This window comes from Dryocola baronae, assembly GCF_051297175.1.
Classification (GTDB): Bacteria; Pseudomonadota; Gammaproteobacteria; order Enterobacterales; family Enterobacteriaceae; genus Dryocola.
Genome location: NZ_JBINNY010000001.1, coordinates 4,479,654 through 4,499,607 on the forward strand (window position 1 = coordinate 4,479,654; position 19,954 = coordinate 4,499,607).

Below are 19,954 nucleotides of genomic sequence, written 5' to 3' on the forward strand. Positions count from 1 at the left end.
GCGCCATCCGCCGAAAATGTCGGGTGGCGGCATTCGCCTTACCCGACCTACACGATCAACACAACCGTAGGGCGGATAAGCGGTAGCGCCATCCGCCGGAAATGTCGGGTGGCGGAATTCGTCTTACCCGACCTACACGATCAACACAACCGTAGGGCGGATAAGCGGTAGCGCCATCCGCCGAAAATGTCGGGTGGCGGCATTCGCCTTACCCGACCTACACGATCAACACAACCGCAGGGCGGATAAGCGGTAGCGCCATCCGCCGGAAATGTCGGGTGCCGGCATTCGCCTTACCCGACCTACACGATCAACACAACCGTAGGGCGGATAAGCGGTAGCGCCATCCGCCGGAAATGTCGGGTGGCGGCATTCGCCTTACCCGACCTACACGATCAACACAACCGCAGGGCGGATAAGCGCTAGCGCCATCCGCCGGAAATGTCGGGTGGCGGAATTCGTCTTACCCGACCTACACGATCAACACAACCGTAGGGCGGATAAGCGGTAGCGCCATCCGCCGAGAAAACAACGTCCTTCACTGCATCTGTCGACAATGTCACAACATTGTTAATGATCAGTTATAAAACCTGGATGTGAACGTAATATTTGGTTTTTAACGCTTCCTGGCCCCTGGCTTTTCCTTATACTCCACCGTGCAAACACATTTTCTTACATCCACACGGCAAAACGCCTCAGAGCGCAGATGTGGATTTGGACGACGGACATTACAGGAAGGTAACGCATGGCAAAACAATCCCCAGGACTTTTCGCAAAGCTCGCCCACGGCAGCCTGGTTAAACAAATTCTTATCGGCCTGGTGCTGGGCATCGCCCTCGCGCTGGTCTCAAAACCCGCCGCAATCGCCGCGGGCCTGTTGGGCACGCTATTCGTTGGCGCGCTGAAGGCCGTGGCACCGGTGCTGGTGCTGACGCTGGTCATGGCGTCGATCACCAACCACCAGCACGGGGCAAAAACCAATATCCGCCCGATTCTGGTGCTTTACGTCTTCGGCACCTTCGCCGCGGCGCTCACCGCCGTGGTGATAAGCTTCCTGTTCCCTTCAACGCTGCATCTCGCCACCGGCGCGACGGATATCACCCCGCCATCGGGCATCGTCGAGGTGATGCAGGGTCTGCTGATGAGCATTATCGCCAACCCAATCCACGCGCTGCTGAACGCCAACTACATCGGGATTCTGGTGTGGGCCGTCGGCCTCGGCTTTGCGCTGCGTCACGGCAGCGAAACCACCAAGAGCCTGATTAACGATCTGTCCACCGCCGTAACCTTTATCGTGAAGGTAGTGATTCGCTTTGCGCCGATCGGTATCTTTGGCCTGGTGGCCTCAACGCTTGCCACTACCGGCTTCTCCACGCTGTGGAGCTACGCGCAGCTGCTGCTGGTGCTGCTGGGCTGCATGTTCGGCGTGGCGCTGGTTATTAACCCGCTGCTGGTGTTTATCACCACGCGCCGTAACCCGTATCCGCTGGTGTTCGCCTGCCTGCGTGAAAGCGGCGTCACCGCGTTCTTCACCCGCAGCTCGGCGGCCAACATTCCGGTGAACATGGCGATGTGCGAGAAGATGAATCTCGACCGCGATACCTATTCCGTGTCCATTCCGCTGGGCGCGACCATTAACATGGCCGGTGCGGCGATTACCATTACGGTGCTGACGCTGGCGGCGGTGCATACGCTGGGCGTGCCGGTCGATATGCTGACGGCGGTGCTGCTGAGCGTGGTCGCGGCGCTGTGCGCCTGTGGGGCTTCCGGCGTGGCGGGCGGCTCGCTGCTGCTGATCCCGCTGGCCTGCGGCCTGTTTGGCATCCCGAACGAGATTGCCATGCAGGTGGTGGCGGTCGGCTTTATCATCGGCGTGCTGCAGGATTCCTGCGAGACGGCGCTCAACTCCTCTACCGACGTGCTGTTTACCGCAGCGGTTTGTCAGGCGGAGGACGCGCGTCTTGCCGACGACCAGCCTCTACGCTCGCGCGGTTAATCCTCCCCTTCTCCCCGCCGCTCCGGTGGGGAGATTTATTCCTGGCTTTGCACCTGCTTCTCCGCGCTAAACGGGTCAATCCCGCGTCGCTGCATGCGCCAGAAGCGAATGATATTCAGGCCGTTCATCACCAGGAAACTCCCTTCTATTAGCGTCCCGCCAATCGACCCCAACCAGAAGTTGTGCGTTACCCAGCAGGCCGTCGAACACCACATCACGCAGCGCGTCGTAAGCCCGGAGCAGCGAAACAGCGCCCAGGTGCTGGCGACGGTGCCCAGTATCGGCAGCAGTTCGATGAGATGATTGAATTTGGCAAGCCCGAAGCCAAGGGTCAGAGCGATAAACAGCGCCATCACCCACAGGCTGCGGGTGCGTAGGGAAATGACGGTGCGGATAGCGTTAAGCTCGGCGCTCATGCCCGCCGGGCTTGCGCCCATCAGAAAAAAGTGGATGCCGATGATGGCGCTGTAGGCCGCCAGCTGGAGCTTGAAGCGCCGCTCGTCGCGGTTGATGAAGGTGGTGATTCCGATCAGAAAGGCGAGTACACCGACGCCCTGGGCTACCCAATACGCGGATATCATCCGTGCCAGTCCTGTTGTCCAGGGTGGACGGGCGGCCACGCCCTCCACCAAAAATATCGGCGGGTGGCCTGATGCTTACCCGCCCTGCATGCCCGGCCTACAGCGTCACGCCGCTTTTGAAGATGGCCAGTTCGCGGAAGTCGTTGCGTTCGTTACAGGTTTTTTTGCCGTTGGCGATGTCAACGATAGTATCAATAAACTGGCTTAACAACGTTGGCATGTCGCTGCCGTGCAGCAGCTTTCCGGCGTCGAAGTCAATCCAGTGCGGCTTTTTGGTCGCCAGCTCGCTGTTGGTAGCGATTTTCACCGTTGGTACAAATCCGCCGTACGGCGTGCCGCGCCCGGTGCTGAACAGCACCATGTGGCAGCCCGCTCCGGCGAGCGCGCTGGTCGCGACCGCGTCGTTGCCCGGCGCGCTGAGCAGGTTCAGTCCCGGCGTTTTCAGCCGTTCGCCGTAGCGCAGCACGTCCACCACTTCGCTTTCCCCGGCCTTTTGCGTGCAGCCAAGGGATTTTTCCTCAAGCGTCGTGATGCCACCGGCTTTGTTACCCGGCGACGGGTTTTCGTAGATCGGCTGGTTGTGCGCGATAAAGTACTGTTTGAAGTCGTTGACCATGGTGACGGTCTTTTCAAAGGTGGATTCGTCACGGCAGTGGCTCATCAAAATACGTTCCGCGCCGAACATTTCAGGCACCTCGGTCAGCACCGTTGTGCCACCGTTCGCCACCATGTAGTCGGAGAAGCGGCCTAACATCGGGTTCGCGGTGATGCCGGACAGGCCGTCTGACCCGCCGCATTCCAGGCCGAATTTAAGCTCGCTGAGCTTGCCCGGCTGGCGCTTGTCGTGACGCATGACTTCATACAGCTGCTGTAGCTGTTCCAGCCCCGCTTCCACCTCGTCGTCCTGCTGCTGGCAGATCATAAAGTGGACGCGTTCCGCATCGTATTCGCCCAGCGTGTCGCGGAAGGCATTCACCTGGTTGTTTTCGCAGCCGAGGCCAATCACCAGCACCGCGCCCGCGTTCGGATGGCGCACCATGTTTTGCAGCATGGTTCGGGTATTTATGTGGTCATCGCCAAGCTGCGAACAGCCAAACTGATGGCCGAAGAGAAACACGCCGTCGATGTCTTCCGCGTCGTTATTCTGCTTAAGAAAACGATTCTGGATCTGGCGCGCGATGCCGTTGACGCAGCCCACCGTCGGCAGGATCCACAGCTCGTTACGCACGCCCACCGCGCCGTTGCTGCGGCGGTAAACGTTGACGTCGCGATCCGCCGCCTGTTGTGCAAGCGGCTGAAAATCGGGTTGATAGCGATACTCGTCCAGATCGCTCAGATTGGTGCGGGCATTGTGCGAGTGAATGTGTTCACCCGCCGCAATTGCCGCCAGCGCGTGGCCGATCGGCAGCCCGTACTTAATGATGTTCTCATCCTGAGCGATGGTGCACAGCGCAAACTTATGGCCGCGCACAACCGGCTGGCGCAGGGTAACTTCCACGCCTTCCACATTCACAACTTCGCCTTCTGCCAGGTCCACTAACGCGACGGCGACGTTGTCCTGCGAATGGATCTTGATGTATTGCATATCAACCTCGAGCCGGATCAGTTCAGTTCAATGCCGAAGTAATCACGGGCATTGTTAAAGCAGATGTTTCTCACCATTTCACCCAGCAGGTTTATGTCGGCTGGCGCTTCGCCCGCGGCGACCCAGCGGCCAATCATCTGGCAGAGAATGCGGCGGAAATATTCGTGACGCGTATAGGACAGGAAGCTGCGGCTGTCGGTCAGCATGCCGACGAAGCGGCTCAGCAGGCCAAGCTGCGCAAGCTGGGTCATCTGGCGTTCCATACCGTCTTTCTGATCGTTGAACCACCAGCCGGAGCCGAACTGCATTTTGCCCGGCATCCCTTCGCCCTGGAAGTTGCCGACCATGGTGCCGATCACTTCGTTATCACGCGGGTTCAGGCAGTAAAGAATGGTTTTTGGCAGCTCGTTGTTTTCGTTCTGCTTGCTCAGCAGGCGGGAGAGTTCGATGGCCATCGGGCGGTCGTTGATGGAGTCGAAGCCCACGTCTGCGCCCAGCAGTTTGAACTGGCGCTGGTTGTTATTGCGCAGCGCGCCGATGTGGTACTGCTGCACCCAGCCGCGACGGCTGTACTGCGCGCCCAGCCAGACCAGCACGGCGGTTTTGAACTGCGCGACTTCGTGCTCGCTCAGTTCGTTGCCGGACAGGCGGCTTGCCAGGATGCCGTCGAGCGTCGCTTCGTCAGCTTCGGCAAACAGCACGACGTCCAGCGCGTGGTCCGACACCTTACAGCCGTGCTCGGCGAAGTGGTCAAGACGTTTGTTCAGAGCAGACAGCAGATCGCTGAAGCGGCGAATGTCGGTATCGGAGACGTCCGCCAGCTTGCTCATGTAATCGGCAAAGGTCGGCTGTTCGATGTTGAAGGCTTTATCCGGACGCCAGCTTGGCAGCACTTTAATGTCGAAACCGTCTTCGGCCACCTGGCGGTGGTAGCGCAGGTCGTCGATCGGGTCGTCGGTGGTGCCGACCATTTTCACGTTCATCTGCTTCATGATGCCACGCGCGGTGAAGTCATCCTGCGCCAGCAGGTCGTTGCACTGGTTCCAGATTTCATCTGCGGTAGCGGGGGAAAGCAGCTTGCCGGTAATGCCGAACGGGCGGCGCAGCTCGAGGTGAGTCCAGTGATAGAGCGGGTTGCCGATGGTGTGCGGAACGGTCGCGGCCCAGGCATCGAACTTCTCGCGGTCGCTTGCGTCGCCGGTACACAGACGCTCGGCCACGCCGTTGGTGCGCATCGCACGCCACTTGTAGTGGTCGCCTTTTAACCAGATGTCATACAGGTTTTTGAAGCGGTAGTTTTCCGCAACCTGCTGCGGCGGTAAATGGCAGTGGTAGTCGAAAATCGGCTGATCTTTAGCGTAGTCGTGGAACAGACGGCGGGCGAATTCGGTATCGAGAAGAAAATCTTCAGTCATAAACGCGGTCATGTGTGTGATTCCTCTGTACGTAACAGTTCGATGCTTGCGCATAATGACGACAAAGTTATCACACCAATTTCCACAGACCGACTGAATTTTTGCGTGATTCATCACAAAAACCACACTTTTATTGTTAATACTCTGTATAAAAATCGCCATAAACCCGCGCCATTACTGGCCTTCAGGCCGCTAACCCCTAAGAGTGAGCTGAAAAACGCTTTTGTGATGTCACTCAACTTTTAAAGATGTATGACAAGTTATCTTGCAGCCGTCGCAATACCTCTTAAGGGATAGCAACAGACGCTGGCCTCACTAACAGCGCAAAAACGGTACGGACACCGGGAATTGCCAAAGGCATTTTTTTAACTGGCAAGATACGGGTCTTACCGGGCACTGCTCCCGGCATGAACCCCTCATAGAACTAACGCTCAGGCAAAAGCCTGACGTACAGCCAGCAGCATGGCTGTTTATAAGACGGGATGAGGTTCGAAATGCGAAAGATTAAAGGCTTACGCTGGTACATGATTGCGTTAGTAACGCTGGGCACCGTGCTGGGCTATCTTACTCGTAATACCGTGGCAGCCGCCGCGCCGACGCTGATGCAGGAGCTGAACATCTCCACTCAGCAATATTCCTATATTATCGCGGCCTATTCGGCCTGTTACACCATCATGCAGCCCGTTGCGGGCTACGTCCTTGATATTCTCGGCACCAAAATCGGCTATGCGTTCTTTGCTATCGCCTGGGCCATTTTCTGCGGCGCGACCGCGCTTGCGGGAAGCTGGGGCGGCCTGGCCGTGGCGCGTGGCGCGGTCGGTGCGGCGGAAGCGGCGATGATTCCTGCGGGCCTGAAGGCGAGCAGCGAGTGGTTCCCGGCGAAAGAACGTTCTATTGCCGTGGGCTACTTTAACGTCGGCTCTTCTATTGGTGCGATGATTGCGCCGCCGCTGGTGGTGTGGGCAATCCTGATGCACAGCTGGCAGATGGCGTTTGTGATTTCCGGCGTGCTGAGCTTCGCCTGGGCCCTCGCCTGGCTGTTCTTCTACAAGCACCCGCGCGACCAGAAAAAGTTAACCGAAGAAGAGCGTGAGTACATCATTGGCGGGCAGGAAGCCCATCACCAGACCAACAACAGCAAGAAGATGTCCGCCTGGCAGATCGTTCAGAACCGTCAGTTCTGGGGTATCGCCCTGCCGCGCTTCCTGGCAGAACCGGCCTGGGGGACGTTCAACGCCTGGATCCCGCTGTTTATGTTTAAAGTCTACGGCTTTAACCTAAAAGAGATCGCGATGTTTGCCTGGATGCCGATGCTGTTTGCCGACCTCGGCTGTATCCTCGGCGGCTATCTGCCACCGCTGTTCCAGCGCTGGTTTGGCGTGAACCTTATCGTGTCGCGCAAAATGGTGGTGACCATGGGCGCGGTGCTGATGATTGGGCCGGGAACTATCGGTCTGTTTACCAGCCCGTACGCGGCGATTGCCCTGCTGTGCGTCGGCGGCTTCGCTCACCAGGCGCTTTCCGGTGCGCTGATTACACTGTCTTCCGACGTCTTCGGCCGTAACGAAGTGGCAACCGCGAACGGCCTGACCGGCATGGCGGCGTGGACGGCAAGTACGCTGTTTGCCCTGGTGGTCGGCGCGCTCGCCGATACCCTTGGCTTCAGCCCGCTGTTTGCTGCGCTGGCGGTGTTTGACCTGCTCGGTGCCATCGTTATCTGGACGGTGCTTAAAAACAAACCGATCAGCGAGCTGGTCGATACGCCGAGTAGTAACGCTCCGGCGACCCAGTCTTAACGCTCCCCACTAAGCCGCCTTCCGGGCGGCTTTTCATTTCTGCGCATCCTTCTTCAAACTCCTTTTTTACACTTTCGGACGCCCGCGTCGCGGTGGAGCACAGATGAGAAAAGTGGTATAACAAATCAAGTCATCCCCGCAGTATCTCCCGGAGCCACGTATGGAAGTCATGGAACCTCGCCGCCTGTATCAGCAGCTGGCCGCAGAGCTAAAACACCGCATTGAAAACGGCGTATACCAGGTGGGCGAAAAGCTTCCGGCAGAGCGTTTTATTGCCGAAGAGAAGAACGTCAGCCGCACCGTGGTGCGCGAAGCGATCATCATGCTTGAGGTTGAAGGCTACGTGGAGGTGCGCAAGGGGTCGGGTATTCACGTCATGTCCAGCCAGGCAAAGCATACCAACCTGCCGGATGAGCGTTTTGAGTTCGCAAGCTTCGGGCCGTTTGAGCTGCTGCAGGCGCGTCAGCTTATCGAAAGCAATATCGCCGAGTTTGCAGCTACACAGGTGACGAAGCAGGATATCGTCAAGCTGATGGAAATCCAGGAGATGGCGCGTAACGAGCAGAGCTTCCGCGATTCAGAGTGGGATCTCCATTTCCATACGCAGGTTGCCCTCGCCACCCAGAACAGCGCCCTCGCCGCTATCGTGGAAAAGATGTGGAGCCAGCGTATTCACAACCCGTACTGGAAAAAGCTGCACGAGCACATCGATAAACGTACCGTTGATAACTGGTGCGACGACCACGACAGCATTCTTAAAGCGTTGATCCGTAAAGATTCTCATGCAGCCAAGCTGGCGATGTGGCAGCACCTCGAAAACACTAAGCAAATGCTGTTTAACGCCACCAGCGATGATTTTGAATTCAATGCCGATCGCTATCTCTTTGCTGAAAATCCGGTAGTTCACCTGGATACGGCGGCAAACGGTCAAAAATAGTCATTTTCCTGCCCGAGGGTAAGCAAACCAACCAATAGTGTCAGCGTTTGTAAATACCCTCGCCAGCCCCTCCCCCAGTAAGCAAAATCATTCATCAACAAAGCACAAATACTGTGACGCATTACTCATGCCTTTGTTACAATTAGATGCAATTTCACTGTCAGTGAGGGCCTTTATCCTCCACCCGTCTCCATCGCATACACAAGGATTTGTGGCGACAGGCTTAATCAGATAGTGACTAAGACGGCTTAATAAAAACCCTAACAGTGCCGTTATTCCTCTTTACCCGATTTAAACCGGCGACCTTAACGATGTGCCAGGAATAGTGAATGGAACTTTTGACGCAACTGCTTACCGCTCTCTGGAGCCAGGATTTTGAAACGCTCGCCAATCCGGGGATGATTGGCATGCTTTATTTCGTGTTATTCATGATTCTCTTTCTGGAAAATGGATTACTTCCAGCAGCCTTCCTCCCCGGCGACAGTCTTCTCGTTTTAGTGGGCGTACTTATTGCCAAAGGGGCAATGGGTTTCCCGGAAACCATCTTATTACTCACCGCCGCCGCAAGCCTCGGCTGCTGGTTGAGCTATATTCAAGGACGCTGGCTCGGCAATACGCGCACCGTGCAAAACTGGCTTTCGCACCTGCCGGCCCATTATCACCAGCGTGCGCACAGCCTTTTCCATAAGCACGGCCTGTCCGCACTGCTGCTCGGTAGATTCATTGCATTTGTTCGCACCCTGTTACCAACTATTGCGGGTTTATCGGGTCTGAGTAATGCGCGCTTCCAGTTCTTTAACTGGATGAGCGGTCTGCTTTGGGTGCTAATCCTGACCACTCTGGGATATTTGCTCGGCAAAACGCCGGTATTCCTGAAGTATGAAGATGCCTTGATGTCCTGCCTGATGCTGCTGCCGGTGGTGCTGCTGGTGTTTGGCCTGATCGGTTCGTTAATTGTGCTTTGGCGTAAGAAATACGGTAACCGCGGCTAGGGGATTACGATGAAATTAGAATTTAACCGTCGCCTGAAGGTGGCGCTGCTGGTCGGCGGTCTTGCCGTATGCGCGCTGCTTATCTGGTCCGGAATGCAAAGGACAGAGTCCACCTTGCAGATCCGCGCGAGCCACCAGGGTGTCAGCATGCCGGACGGTTTTTTGGTCTGGCATCACCTGGATGCTAACGGCATTCGCTTTAACAGTATTACCCCGGATAACGACGCGTTATTAATTAAGTTTGATTCCAGCGTGCAGAGCGAAGCCGCCAAAGCGGTGCTGTACAGAACGCTGCCCCACGGCTACGTCATCGCCCAGCAGGATGATGATAACAGCGCCACTACCTGGCTTTCACGCCTGCGTACTCAAGCCGACCGCATTGGCTAATCCCCCTCCAGAATTCTGAATTTGTAAACGGAAATTGGGTTTTTACCCAATTTCTGACTATGCTTGTGTTGGCATTAACCGCTACAAATCAGCGTCTTTATCGGAATAACTGGACTATGGGTGTGCAGCTTTGCGGCAATACACACATTCACAATGGAAGGTCACTATCATGAACTACCGTACCGTACTGGCTCTTGCCCTGTTATCACTGACCTCTGCTACGCAGGCGGCTTCGCTGTGCGGCGAAAAAGAGGCGGACATACAGCGTGAAATTGGCTATGCGGAAAAGCACAACAATCAGCACCGTATTGACGGGCTGAATAAAGCGCTTAAGGAAGTCCGCGCAAACTGCAGCGACAGCAGCCTGCGAGCTGATCACCAGAAAAAAATCACCAAACAAAAGGAAGAGATCGCTGAACGTAAAGCGGATCTTCAGGAAGCCCGCCAGAAAGGCGACGCTGACAAAATTACCAAGCGTGAACAAAAGCTATCTGAAGCAGAGCACGAGCTGAAAGCACTGGAAGCCCGTGATTACTAAAGTCTAAGGATTAACACCTCAAACACCTGGAGAGCACCATGTCAAAAGATACTACATCAGAACATTTGCGCGCTGAGTTGAAATCCCTGGCAGATACCCTTGAAGAGGTGCTGAGCGCATCGACGGATAAGTCTAAAAACGAGCTGGAAAAACTGCGCGGCAAAGCTGAAAAAGCGTTGAAAGAGAGCCGCCACCGCCTTGGCGAAACCAGCGACGTGATTGCCAAACAAACGCGTGAAGCGGCGTCAAAAGCGGATGATTACGTGCGTGAAAATCCATGGACCGGCGTCGGGATCGGGGCCGCGGTCGGCATCGTCATCGGCGTTCTGATGTCGCGTCGCTGATTATGGCTGATTCTCGTCAACCTCAAGGGCCGGGTAAAAGCGTCCTCGGTATCGGCCAGCGCCTGGTGACCATCATTGTCGGAATGGTGGAGACTCGTGTACGCCTCGCGGTGGTTGAACTGGAGGAAGAAAAGGCTCACATCGTCCAGCTGCTGTTGATGCTGGGGTTAACCATGCTGTTTGCTGCCTTTGGGCTGATGAGTCTGATGGTGCTGGTTATCTGGGCAATCGATCCGCAGTATCGTCTTAATGCGATGATTGCCACCACCGTCGTGCTGCTGGCGCTTGCGCTGATAGGCGGTATCTGGACGCTCACCAAATCTCGCAAATCCACGCTGCTGCGCCATACCCGCCGCGAGCTGGAAAATGATCGCGAGCTGCTGGAGGACGATAAGTCATGAGTGACCGGGAACGCGATAAGCGTAAGGCGTTGCTGCTAAGCCGCATCCAGCAGCAAAGGCTGGATCTCAGCGCGGGAAAACGCGACTGGCTGGAAGCAACCGGGGCTTACGATCGCGGCTGGATTACTCTGGTTAGCCTGCGCAGCTACGCGCTGATTGCAAGCAGCGTGCTGGCAATCTGGAGCGTTCGTCACCCCAGCATGCTGATGCGCTGGGGCAAGCGTGGCTTCGGTGCCTGGAGCGCCTGGCGGCTGATTCGCAACACGGTTCAGCAGCAAACGCACTAAACAACGTGCCGTCCTCAGGGGCGGCATTTTTTTTACCCCTCCGCTTGCTCAAGATATTTGAAGTAGATTGTCGATTATCCTTGCTAACAATCACCCACCGTCACGTTTAATATCCCCTCCATCGACAGCAACTGCCGGTAACTACCGGAAATTGCGAAGACAATCATCCCCGGGTTGATAGCGCCCTTAAAAGAATCGTTGGAGAGTAAAATGAAAAAATTAGATGATGCTGGTGTTCTGTTAGCACGTATCCTGATGCCAATCCTGTTTATCGTTGCAGGCTGGGGCAAAATTACGGGCTATGCCGGCACGCAACAATACATGGAAGCGATGGGCGTTCCTGGCTTCCTGCTCCCGTTGACCATTCTGCTTGAGTTCGGCGGCGGCCTGGCGATTCTGTTCGGCTTCCTGACCCGTACCACGGCAATCATTACCGCGGTGTTTACCCTGCTGACCGCATTCCTGTTCCACAGTGACTTCGCCCAGGGCCCGAACTCCATTATGTTCATGAAGAACTTCACCATCGCGGGTGGCTACCTGCTGCTGGCTATCTTCGGACCGGGCGCGTACAGCATCGACCGTCTGCTGAATAAAAAATGGTAAGCGTTCTATAATGAATTGTTATGTCGGATGGCGCTCATCCGTCATCCGAATGACACATCAAGCGGGGTTGTCCCCGCTTTTTGCACATCTTGAGGGGGAAACATGGGACAGCTCATCGACGGCGTCTGGCACGATAACTGGTACGACACCAAGTCCACCGGCGGGCGTTTTAAGCGTTCGGAATCCGCGTTCCGCAACTGGCTGACCGCCGATGGCGAGCCGGGGCCAACGGGCAAAGGCGGTTTTGCCGCCGAGAAAGGCCGTTACCACCTCTATGTTTCTCTTGCCTGCCCGTGGGCGCACCGCACGCTGATTATGCGCGCGCTCAAGGGGCTGGAATCCTTTATCTCCGTCTCGGTGGTGAATCCGCTGATGCTTGAGGACGGCTGGACGTTCGCCGATGACTTCCCGGACGCCACCGGCGACGGGCTTTATCAGCACGAATACCTTTATCAGCTCTATCTTCAGGCCGATCCGGACTACACCGGTCGCGTCACCGTACCCGTTCTTTGGGATAAGAAAACCCAGACCGTGGTCAGCAACGAGTCCGCGGAAATTATCCGCATGCTCAATACCGCGTTCGACGCGCAGGGCGCACGCGCCGGTGACTATTACCCTCCGCAGCTGCGCGGGCAGATCGACGAGCTGAACGGCTGGATTTATGACACCGTAAATAACGGCGTGTACAAAGCCGGATTTGCCACCACGCAGGAAGCCTACGACGAAGCGGTGGGCAAGCTCTTCGATTCGCTGGCGCGCCTGGAGCAGATTCTCGACAAGCACCGCTACCTTACCGGCAACGGCCTTACCGAAGCCGATATCCGCCTGTGGACGACGCTGGTGCGCTTCGACCCGGTTTACGTTACCCACTTCAAGTGCGATAAACACCGTATCAGCGATTACCCGAATCTTTATGGCTTCCTGCGCGACCTTTATCAGACGCCGGGCGTTGCGGAAACCGTTAACTTCGCGCACATCCGCAACCACTATTACCGCAGCCATAAAACCATCAACCCGACCGGAATTATTTCAGTTGGCCCCGCGCAGGATCTCGATGAGCCGCACGGGCGCGACGTGCGGTTTAGAAAAGGTTGATAAGATTCAGTGAGCTGAAGATTTACGTGTAATTCATTCGCGGCTATTCTTGGAAGAGATCGCTTAGAGATCAAGTGATTGACGACTACTCAAGGCAGGCCGCAAATGGATTGGTATTTCAAAGTTTTAAGAAATTATATTGGTTTTGGCGGACGCGCGCGCCGCAAAGAATATTGGATGTTTATCCTCGTCAACCTGGTGTTGACCGGCGTGCTATCCATTCTGGATAAAATGCTGGGCCTGCGCGTTGCGGGCGATGAAGGGATACTGACCACGGTTTACGGGCTGTTCGTGATGATTCCGTCCTGGGCGGTACAGTTCCGCCGCCTGCACGACACCGATCGTTCCGCCTGGTGGCTGCTGCTGGTGCTAATCCCAATCGTCGGCTGGCTGATCATTCTGGCGTTTAACTGCCAGAAAGGCACGCCGGGTGAGAACCGATTCGGCGCAGATCCTTTGGCCGTTGGCCCTAAAAGTATTGTCGAATAACACACTTCAACAGAATTTCCCCCTCACCCTAGCCCTCTCCCTCAGGGAGAGGGGATTTGATTGGAGTTCCCCCTCTCCTGGGGGAGAGGGCCGGGGAGAGGGCGTCCGGATTACTTCAAGAGCTTAGGAATTTCCCGCAGGCACCATGCCTTCGCTTCGCCCATGCTGTCACGCCGCCACGCCATAATAATGTCGATTTCGTTGGTGTATTCCGGGCTGACCACGCGTAAACGCCCTTCGGCAATGTCCTGCTCGACAAGCGGATACGGCATCGTCGCCACGCCCAAACCTGCCAGCAGCGCCAGGCGTTTATCTTCGATGGTGCTCACCGTCAGGCGCGGCTGCTTGTCTAATAGCTGCACCGTTAACACCGGGCGTTCGCGGGCGGTATCCGCTACCGCAATGCCGCGATACTTCACGCGGGTCACCTCCGACAGCGGCTCGGGTTCGCTGTGGATAGGATGGTCGGGCGCGGCGACATAAACGTTCATCAGGGTATAGAGCTTGCGCGAGTTAATTTCTGAAGACGAACGGAAGTGCATATCGGGCGCGATCACGATATCCGCCCTGCCCTGCTCCAGCCTTTCCCATGCGCCGGCCAGCACTTCGGTAATAATGGAAAGCTGGGTATCGGCTTTGTCCGCCAGCTTGTCGATCAGCGGGAACAGTTTCCCCGTGGGAACCAATGCTTCGGTAACGATGGTGAGATGGGTTTCCCAACCGCGCGCCAGGGCTTCGGCGTCCGTCGTCAGCTTGTCTGCGGCTTCGAGCAGCACGCGCCCGCGCTCGAGAAGCATGCGGCCTACGTTGGTGAATTTTGTTCGATGTCCAGAGCGGTCAAACAGCACCACGTCCAATTCTTCTTCTAATTTTTGCATGGTGTAGCTCAGGGCCGACGGAACGCGCCCCAGCTCGTCTGCCGCGGCGGCGAAGCTGCCACGGCGGTCTATTGCGTCCATGACCCGCAACGCCTCAAGCGTCAATGCTCTCTCTTTAGCCATCTCGTTCTCATTCAGGAAATTTGAACATACCGAGCAGATTAACTGGCTAACAATGCAGCGTCCAGACCTTTACCATGGGTTTAGTGTAAAAAGAGGTCAAGATATTATGATTACGCCAAGAAGTGCCAAACAATGCGGGAAAGCGGACTACGGGTGGCTGCAGGCGCGCTATACGTTTTCCTTTGGACATTATTTCGACCCGAAATTGCTGGGCTATGCCTCTTTGCGCGTACTCAACCAGGAAGTGCTTGCGCCAGGCGCGTCGTTCCAGCCGCGAACCTACCCGAAGGTGGATATCCTCAACCTGATTCTGGAAGGTGAAGCCGAATACCGCGACAGCGAAGGCAACCACGTGCAGGCCAGGGCCGGGGAAGCGCTGCTGCTTTCGACCCAGCAGGGCATCAGCTACAGCGAACATAACCTCAGCAAAGAGAAACCGCTGACCCGCATGCAGCTGTGGCTTGACGCCTGCCCGGAGCGTGAAAATGCCCTGGTGCAGAAAATCGAACTCGCCGACGTAGCCCAGCAGCTCATCGCCTCGCCGGACGGCAGCAAAGAGAGTTTGCAGCTGCGCCAGCAGGTTTGGATCCACCATATCGAGCTGGAAAAAGGCGAACAGCTGAGCTTCCAGCTGCACGGCCCGCGCGCCTATCTGCAGTCGATTCACGGCACCGTTCACGCGCAAACGCACACGGAAGAGAAGGAAGCCCTGACCTGCGGCGACGGCGCTTTTATCCGTGACGAGGCTAACATTACGCTGGTTGCAGATACCTCGCTGCGCGCATTGCTGATAGATTTACCGGTGTAAAGCCTGAATCACGCTGTTAAAACCGGGAGAAATCAGTGAGTAAGAAATCAACCGCCAGGAAAAATAGCCCAAAAGCAGTGCTATCCCCTCTGCCAGCGGTGGCCGTCAACACCGCGGCCACCGAGCTGAGCTACGACCAGATGTTAAGCGAGCTTGAAGCCATCGTTATCGAAGCGGACGTGCGGCTGGCGGAGGAAGAAGTCAGCCTGTAGGGATCTACCCCGGCATGACCGGGGTGAGTTTTTTAGGCGTTTTTGTTCGCCATGATTTCAATGATTTGCCGGTCGGTGTGCTGCATCGCATGGCTCGCCAGCGCGCAAAGATTGCTGATAGATTGCTCGACGTCATCGGCCACAATCCCTTCATTTCCCGTTACGCAGGTGTTGTCCAACGCCATCAGCACCGCTTTCCACGCAGCCGCCGCGCTTGTGGAAACTTTCATCGCGCAGCTGTTTGATGCGCCATCGCAAATCATGCCGCTAACGTCGCCGATCATGCTGCCGATCGCCATCGACAGTGTGCGATAGCTGCCGTCAATGAGCCATGCCATGCCTGCCGCCGCGCCCATGGCTGCGGTGGTCGCCGCGCACAGAGCGGATAACGCAGGAAGCTGATGGTGAATATAGATAGCCGTTAAGTGCGAGAGAATGAGCGCCCGCGCCAGCTTTTCACGATCGCAGCCGAGGTATTCCGCCACGACAACGACCGGCATCGTCGCCGTTATGCCCTGATTGCCAGAGCCGGAGTTGCTCATCGCGGGCAGGCAAGCCCCGCCCATGCGGGCATCGGACGCGCTTGAGGTACGAATCATAATGTCGGTTAGGAGATCCTTTGCCAGCAGGCCTCTACCCTGCTGGCGCAGAAGCGTGGAGCCGATATGCAAACCGTACTGTGCCCGTAGCCCTTCTCGCGACAGCTCGCCGTTGAGCAGCGCGGCATCGAGGATAAACGCTATCTTCTCAAGCGGAGCGCTCTGGGCAAATTCAACGATCTGTTCAAGGGTAAAGCTTTCCAGGCGGCACGCTGGCGCGGTTTCCTCCGTTTTAACGCCGCTGTCTGCGCTAAACAGCACGACGCCGTCCTTTTCAATTCTGGAAACCTGAGTGTGCCCGCCGGAAATAACGACGGTAGCCTTTCCATCGGCGGTAAAAACCGTCGCGCTGGCATAAAGAATATCGTCGCAAGGCTCCTGCATCGTCACTGAAACCCTGCCGCTCGCCAACAGCAGCTTGCCTGCGGCAATTGCTTTTACCGGCACCGATTTTAACACCTCAAGCCCGGCGAGCGGATCGCCCCCCAGCGCCCCTACCGCCGCCGCGATGGGCAGGCCTACCATCCCCGTTCCGGGAACGGTAACGCCCATGCCGTTTTTCATCAGGTTAGGCGAAACCTTTGCTTCGATTCGCTCCACGCTCCCCGCGAGATGCGATGCCGCCATCGCGCTGGCAAGCGCCAGGGATACCGGCTCGGTGCAGCCTACCGCAGGCTTCACGTTCATTTTTACGGCCCTGATGAGTTCTTCCCAGGCCGGGTTTAATTCAGAATTTGCCATTTTTTAGCCTTTACGCTTTATACAATACTGCAAACTACCGCTATCAGGAGAATGCAAGGAATGGAGAAATACACAGCAGCAGGCCGGTGATAATAATAATGACCAGGGATACGCCTTTATATTTGTGAAGCGCCGGGACTTTATAAACCAGCCATGCCGGGATCAGGCAGCCCACCATGCCAAATATGGGGCTACAGATAGAGGTAAAACTCAGCACCGGGGCGTTAAGCACGATCGCGCTCCAGGCGAGGAGGATGGCGAAGACCATAATGCCGCGCTGCACCAGCTTCTCATTAATTTTCTCAGCGGGCATTCTGCGGCGCAGAATATTAATAACGATGCCCTGCGTGGCTTCACGGAAGCCAAGATATACGCCAAAGAAAGCCGTCATTACCGCAAAGATATTCAGGATGACGCTGACCACCGTCACCCATGAACCGTTACCGCCGTTAATAAACTGGGCGGCAATTGCCAGCGCGGAAATGTTTTGCTCATAGGCTTTAACCGCTTCTTCGTGTCCCATCGCCAGAGTGAAGGAAACCGCATAAAAGAAGACGGTGACAAACAGAACGCCAAAAGCGATGTTCATGGCGCGCAGCGCCTTATAGCGGGCAACTTCCCGTGATTTTTCCCGTGACCGATAGGAGATAACCATCGGGCTTAGGGTTTGAATAAACAGAATAGAGGTCAGGGTGAAAGGCAGGGTTATAATCGCGTTTTTCACCAACAGCCCCATCGGCGGAAGCGACCCGGCATTGTATAAATGCCAAAGCCCAACCATCGATACGCCAAGCGCCGCAACGACCAGCAGCTTGGTCAGCACCATAAAGCTTGAGACTTTAAACAGCAGCTTTTCGCCGCGCGAGGAGATCGCCACCAGAATGCAGATGAGCGCCAGCCCATAAAAAGGATTTTCGGACAGCAGATCGTCGGTAACACCAAAGGTGTGCAGATAGGATGCGCTATCGTTGGTGATCGCCGTTGAATAAACAAACATCCAAATAACCAGCATCACAAAATAGAGCGCGCCTAATAATATTCCCCAGTTCTTTCCTAAATAACCGCTGATAACGCTGGGATAGTCTTTGCACTCCGGTGATTCCGCCAGAGTATTAATAAATAATCTCTGGAAGAGATACATGGCGGGATAGCCCACTATTGAGGAAAGCAAAAATACCCATAGCCCCATTAAGCCAACCTGCACCGGTAAAAATACGATCCCGGCACCGATTGCCATTCCGATACTCATAATGATCCAACCGACGTCGTTACCGTCGAATTTTATCGCCGCCTGCCATTCACTTTCTGTCATTCCCGCCCGGCCTGCCGCCGGACGTGAAATAGGTGCAACCGTTACCGTTTCCATATCAATACTCGCTCAGCTATGTAGGTTTAATTGTGATTTTTAAGTACAGAGTTTTCCGCGGCCGATGGCGATACCGAGGTTTATTATTTGCAGGTTCTTTTATGGCGGAAATGATAGCGCTTGGCCGGGAGAAAAAATTTGCAACCCGTGAGAGAGAGGCGGGGTTAAAGAGAAAATAATTCTCCATTAAGCGGGAAATATTAGTTTTGGTTTTCTTTTTCAGTTACAGAAGAGGAATAAATTATCAGGCGCTTTTTTGGATATTTATAACTGTATGTTTTTAAAAGAGATGCTAATCAATGCGGCGAATGGGATGTCTCGTTGCCCGATCAAACTGTGATGGCGCACTCGCTTGTGTGTTAATGAGTTGTGTTACTGGCGGCGGCAAAAAATGATCGGCTTCACACAAAGCGCGGCAGACAGCATAAAACACTAAAGATTGTAGGGATAAAGTAACAGCTCAGCATCTTACGCTGATAAAAAAACCGGGGGAGCCCCCGGTTTTCTTAAGAGAGGCTTACTCGCTGCCTTTCACACGCTCGATTTTCGCACCCAGCGCCTGAAGCTTGTCTTCAATGCGCTCGTAGCCGCGATCGATGTGGTAGATACGGTCAACGATGGTAGTGCCTTCAGCGATGCAGCCCGCCAGCACCAGGCTTGCGGAAGCTCGCAGGTCGGTCGCCATGACCTGCGCGCCGGAGAGTTTCTCAACGCCGTGGCAGATGACCGTATTGCTTTCGATTTCCGCGTGCGCGCCCATACGGATCAGCTCCGGCACGTGCATGAAGCGGTTTTCGAAAATGGTTTCAGTGATAACGCCGGTGCCTTCAGCCACCAGGTTTAGCAGGGTAAACTGCGCCTGCATGTCCGTTGGGAAGCCAGGATGCGGTGCGGTACGCACGGTGACGCCCTTCGGACGCTTGCCGTGCATGTCGAGGCTGATCCAGTCTTCGCCAACTTCGATATCAGCACCCGCTTCGCGCAGCTTGGCAAGAACCGCATCCAGCGTGTCCGGCTGCGCGTTACGGCACATGATTTTGCCGCGAGAGATGGCCGCTGCCACCAGGAAAGTCCCGGTTTCGATACGGTCTGGCAGCACGCGATAAACGCCGCCGCCCAGGCGCTTAACGCCTTCGATGGTGATGCGGTCGCTTCCTGCGCCGCTGATTTTGGCACCCAGCGTGTTCAGGAAGTTTGCGGTATCAACGATTTCTGGCTCACGCGCCGCGTTCTCGATGATGGTCGTGCCTTCCGCAAGCGTCGCCGCGCTCATGATGGTGACGGTAGCGCCAACGCTTACTTTATCCATCACGATGTGCGCGCCCTTCAGGCGACCATTTACGGAAGCTTTAACGTAGCCTTCTTCCAGTTTGATTTCCGCACCCAGCTGCTCCAGGCCGGTAATGTGCAGGTCAACCGGACGCGCGCCGATAGCGCAGCCGCCCGGTAAAGAAACCTGACCCTGACCAAAACGCGCCACCAGCGGGCCAAGCGCCCAGATGGATGCGCGCATGGTTTTCACCAGGTCGTACGGCGCGCAGAAGATATTCACTTCGCTTGCGTCAATCCACACCGAGCCATTGCGTTCTACTTTGGTACCCAGCTGGCTGAGCAGCTTCATCGTGGTATCGATGTCTTTCAGTTTTGGAACGTTCTGGATCTCAACCGGCTCTTCTGCCAACAGGGCAGCGAACAGGATCGGCAGCGCGGCATTTTTTGCCCCGGAGATCGTGACTTCACCGCTTAGCTGGGTCGGACCCTGCACACGAAATTTATCCATT

General features: G+C 55.9%; 21 protein-coding genes. 14 read left to right on the plus strand and 7 right to left on the minus strand.

Translation table 11 applies throughout. The features are described 5' to 3' along the window. Window positions 1–745: 745 nt before the first annotated feature. Window positions 746–1,996 carry a serine/threonine transporter SstT gene (gene sstT, locus ACSPHG_RS21110; protein ID WP_435955457.1) on the plus strand — a complete coding sequence of 417 codons (1,251 nt, stop codon included), beginning with the start codon at window positions 746–748 and terminating at the stop codon, window positions 1,994–1,996. 35 nt (window positions 1,997–2,031) lie between these two features. On the opposite strand, the gene ACSPHG_RS21115 is transcribed toward sstT, so the two are convergent. The 3 genes from ACSPHG_RS21115 to uxaC form a co-directional block, all read right to left on the minus strand. Next, window positions 2,032–2,574: a YgjV family protein gene (locus tag ACSPHG_RS21115; protein WP_435956073.1), complete on the minus strand. Its 543-nt coding sequence runs from the start codon at window positions 2,572–2,574 to the stop codon at window positions 2,032–2,034. 100 nt (window positions 2,575–2,674) lie between these two features. Beyond that, window positions 2,675–4,162 (minus strand): UxaA family hydrolase, encoded by a 1,488-nt coding sequence (locus tag ACSPHG_RS21120; RefSeq protein WP_435955459.1) that lies wholly within the window; start codon window positions 4,160–4,162, stop codon window positions 2,675–2,677. A gap of 17 nt (window positions 4,163–4,179) precedes the next feature. Then, a complete protein-coding gene (gene uxaC, locus ACSPHG_RS21125) occupies window positions 4,180–5,589 on the minus strand; it encodes a glucuronate isomerase (RefSeq protein WP_435955461.1) in 1,410 nt (469 codons plus the stop codon). 482 nt (window positions 5,590–6,071) lie between these two features. Between uxaC and ACSPHG_RS21130 the strand changes: the two genes are divergently transcribed. The 11 genes from ACSPHG_RS21130 (at window position 6,072) to ACSPHG_RS21180 (ending at window position 13,446) form a co-directional block, all read left to right on the plus strand. Next, entirely contained in the window at window positions 6,072–7,373 is a 1,302-nt protein-coding gene (locus tag ACSPHG_RS21130) for an MFS transporter (protein WP_435955462.1), read from the plus strand. Window positions 7,374–7,533: 160 nt separating this feature from the next. Continuing rightward, window positions 7,534–8,310, plus strand: coding sequence for a transcriptional regulator ExuR (gene exuR, locus ACSPHG_RS21135; RefSeq protein WP_435955464.1), 777 nt, complete (start codon window positions 7,534–7,536; stop codon window positions 8,308–8,310). Between the two features lie 329 nt (window positions 8,311–8,639). Then, window positions 8,640–9,302: a DedA family general envelope maintenance protein YqjA gene (yqjA, locus tag ACSPHG_RS21140; RefSeq protein ID WP_435955465.1), complete on the plus strand. Its 663-nt coding sequence runs from the start codon at window positions 8,640–8,642 to the stop codon at window positions 9,300–9,302. 9 nt (window positions 9,303–9,311) lie between these two features. After that, window positions 9,312–9,689: an EnvZ/OmpR regulon moderator MzrA gene (gene mzrA / locus ACSPHG_RS21145; RefSeq protein ID WP_435955466.1), complete on the plus strand. Its 378-nt coding sequence runs from the start codon at window positions 9,312–9,314 to the stop codon at window positions 9,687–9,689. A 169-nt stretch (window positions 9,690–9,858) separates the two neighbouring features. After that, complete coding sequence (locus tag ACSPHG_RS21150) at window positions 9,859–10,227, plus strand: DUF1090 domain-containing protein (protein WP_435955467.1); 369 nt, start codon at window positions 9,859–9,861, stop codon at window positions 10,225–10,227. Between the two features lie 38 nt (window positions 10,228–10,265). Beyond that, a complete protein-coding gene (locus ACSPHG_RS21155) occupies window positions 10,266–10,571 on the plus strand; it encodes an ElaB/YgaM/YqjD family protein (protein ID WP_435955468.1) in 306 nt (101 codons plus the stop codon). A 2-nt stretch (window positions 10,572–10,573) separates the two neighbouring features. Next, window positions 10,574–10,972, plus strand: a complete 399-nt coding sequence (locus ACSPHG_RS21160) for a phage holin family protein (RefSeq protein WP_435955469.1) — start codon at window positions 10,574–10,576, stop codon at window positions 10,970–10,972. Further along, window positions 10,969–11,259: a YqjK-like family protein gene (locus ACSPHG_RS21165; RefSeq protein WP_435955470.1), complete on the plus strand. Its 291-nt coding sequence runs from the start codon at window positions 10,969–10,971 to the stop codon at window positions 11,257–11,259. The genes ACSPHG_RS21160 and ACSPHG_RS21165 overlap by 4 nt, the downstream gene beginning before the upstream one ends. A 210-nt stretch (window positions 11,260–11,469) precedes the next feature. Beyond that, window positions 11,470–11,862, plus strand: a complete 393-nt coding sequence (locus ACSPHG_RS21170; protein WP_435955471.1) for a DoxX family protein — start codon at window positions 11,470–11,472, stop codon at window positions 11,860–11,862. A 102-nt stretch (window positions 11,863–11,964) separates the two neighbouring features. After that, window positions 11,965–12,957: a glutathione S-transferase family protein gene (locus ACSPHG_RS21175; RefSeq protein WP_435955472.1), complete on the plus strand. Its 993-nt coding sequence runs from the start codon at window positions 11,965–11,967 to the stop codon at window positions 12,955–12,957. Window positions 12,958–13,062: 105 nt separating this feature from the next. Beyond that, on the plus strand, window positions 13,063–13,446 hold the full coding sequence (locus ACSPHG_RS21180; protein ID WP_435955473.1) for a DUF805 domain-containing protein: 384 nt from the start codon (window positions 13,063–13,065) through the stop codon (window positions 13,444–13,446). Between the two features lie 110 nt (window positions 13,447–13,556). Here ACSPHG_RS21180 and yhaJ read toward each other — a convergent pair whose 3' ends face one another. Beyond that, window positions 13,557–14,447, minus strand: a complete 891-nt coding sequence (gene yhaJ / locus ACSPHG_RS21185) for a DNA-binding transcriptional regulator YhaJ (protein ID WP_435955474.1) — start codon at window positions 14,445–14,447, stop codon at window positions 13,557–13,559. Window positions 14,448–14,553: 106 nt separating this feature from the next. Between yhaJ and ACSPHG_RS21190 the strand changes: the two genes are divergently transcribed. Continuing rightward, on the plus strand, window positions 14,554–15,255 hold the full coding sequence (locus tag ACSPHG_RS21190) for a pirin family protein (protein ID WP_435955475.1): 702 nt from the start codon (window positions 14,554–14,556) through the stop codon (window positions 15,253–15,255). 35 nt (window positions 15,256–15,290) lie between these two features. Beyond that, on the plus strand, window positions 15,291–15,467 hold the full coding sequence (locus ACSPHG_RS21195; RefSeq protein ID WP_435955476.1) for a protein YhaL: 177 nt from the start codon (window positions 15,291–15,293) through the stop codon (window positions 15,465–15,467). Window positions 15,468–15,499: 32 nt separating this feature from the next. Here ACSPHG_RS21195 and ACSPHG_RS21200 read toward each other — a convergent pair whose 3' ends face one another. The 3 genes from ACSPHG_RS21200 to murA form a co-directional block, all read right to left on the minus strand. Next, window positions 15,500–16,807, minus strand: coding sequence for an L-cysteine desulfidase family protein (locus ACSPHG_RS21200; protein WP_435955477.1), 1,308 nt, complete (start codon window positions 16,805–16,807; stop codon window positions 15,500–15,502). A 43-nt stretch (window positions 16,808–16,850) separates the two neighbouring features. Further along, a complete protein-coding gene (locus ACSPHG_RS21205) occupies window positions 16,851–18,173 on the minus strand; it encodes an SLC5/6 family protein (RefSeq protein WP_435955478.1) in 1,323 nt (440 codons plus the stop codon). Window positions 18,174–18,690: 517 nt separating this feature from the next. Next, window positions 18,691–19,953, minus strand: coding sequence for a UDP-N-acetylglucosamine 1-carboxyvinyltransferase (gene murA / locus ACSPHG_RS21210; protein WP_435955479.1), 1,263 nt, complete (start codon window positions 19,951–19,953; stop codon window positions 18,691–18,693). Window position 19,954 lies beyond the last annotated feature (1 nt).

Bases quoted from the DNA above. Each gene is read 5' to 3' on its own strand.
- sstT (WP_435955457.1), top strand. From the start codon at position 746: ATGGCAAAACAATCCCCAGGACTTTTCGCAAAGCTCGCCCACGGCAGC.
- ACSPHG_RS21120 (WP_435955459.1), bottom strand. From the start codon at position 4,162: ATGCAATACATCAAGATCCATTCGCAGGACAACGTCGCCGTCGCGTTA.
- uxaC (WP_435955461.1), bottom strand. From the start codon at position 5,589: ATGACCGCGTTTATGACTGAAGATTTTCTTCTCGATACCGAATTCGCC.
- ACSPHG_RS21130 (WP_435955462.1), top strand. From the start codon at position 6,072: ATGCGAAAGATTAAAGGCTTACGCTGGTACATGATTGCGTTAGTAACG.
- exuR (WP_435955464.1), top strand. From the start codon at position 7,534: ATGGAAGTCATGGAACCTCGCCGCCTGTATCAGCAGCTGGCCGCAGAG.
- yqjA (WP_435955465.1), top strand. From the start codon at position 8,640: ATGGAACTTTTGACGCAACTGCTTACCGCTCTCTGGAGCCAGGATTTT.
- mzrA (WP_435955466.1), top strand. From the start codon at position 9,312: ATGAAATTAGAATTTAACCGTCGCCTGAAGGTGGCGCTGCTGGTCGGC.
- ACSPHG_RS21150 (WP_435955467.1), top strand. From the start codon at position 9,859: ATGAACTACCGTACCGTACTGGCTCTTGCCCTGTTATCACTGACCTCT.
- ACSPHG_RS21155 (WP_435955468.1), top strand. From the start codon at position 10,266: ATGTCAAAAGATACTACATCAGAACATTTGCGCGCTGAGTTGAAATCC.
- ACSPHG_RS21160 (WP_435955469.1), top strand. From the start codon at position 10,574: ATGGCTGATTCTCGTCAACCTCAAGGGCCGGGTAAAAGCGTCCTCGGT.
- ACSPHG_RS21165 (WP_435955470.1), top strand. From the start codon at position 10,969: ATGAGTGACCGGGAACGCGATAAGCGTAAGGCGTTGCTGCTAAGCCGC.
- ACSPHG_RS21170 (WP_435955471.1), top strand. From the start codon at position 11,470: ATGAAAAAATTAGATGATGCTGGTGTTCTGTTAGCACGTATCCTGATG.
- ACSPHG_RS21175 (WP_435955472.1), top strand. From the start codon at position 11,965: ATGGGACAGCTCATCGACGGCGTCTGGCACGATAACTGGTACGACACC.
- ACSPHG_RS21180 (WP_435955473.1), top strand. From the start codon at position 13,063: ATGGATTGGTATTTCAAAGTTTTAAGAAATTATATTGGTTTTGGCGGA.
- yhaJ (WP_435955474.1), bottom strand. From the start codon at position 14,447: ATGGCTAAAGAGAGAGCATTGACGCTTGAGGCGTTGCGGGTCATGGAC.
- ACSPHG_RS21190 (WP_435955475.1), top strand. From the start codon at position 14,554: ATGATTACGCCAAGAAGTGCCAAACAATGCGGGAAAGCGGACTACGGG.
- ACSPHG_RS21200 (WP_435955477.1), bottom strand. From the start codon at position 16,807: ATGGCAAATTCTGAATTAAACCCGGCCTGGGAAGAACTCATCAGGGCC.
- ACSPHG_RS21205 (WP_435955478.1), bottom strand. From the start codon at position 18,173: ATGGAAACGGTAACGGTTGCACCTATTTCACGTCCGGCGGCAGGCCGG.
- murA (WP_435955479.1), bottom strand. From the start codon at position 19,953: ATGGATAAATTTCGTGTGCAGGGTCCGACCCAGCTAAGCGGTGAAGTC.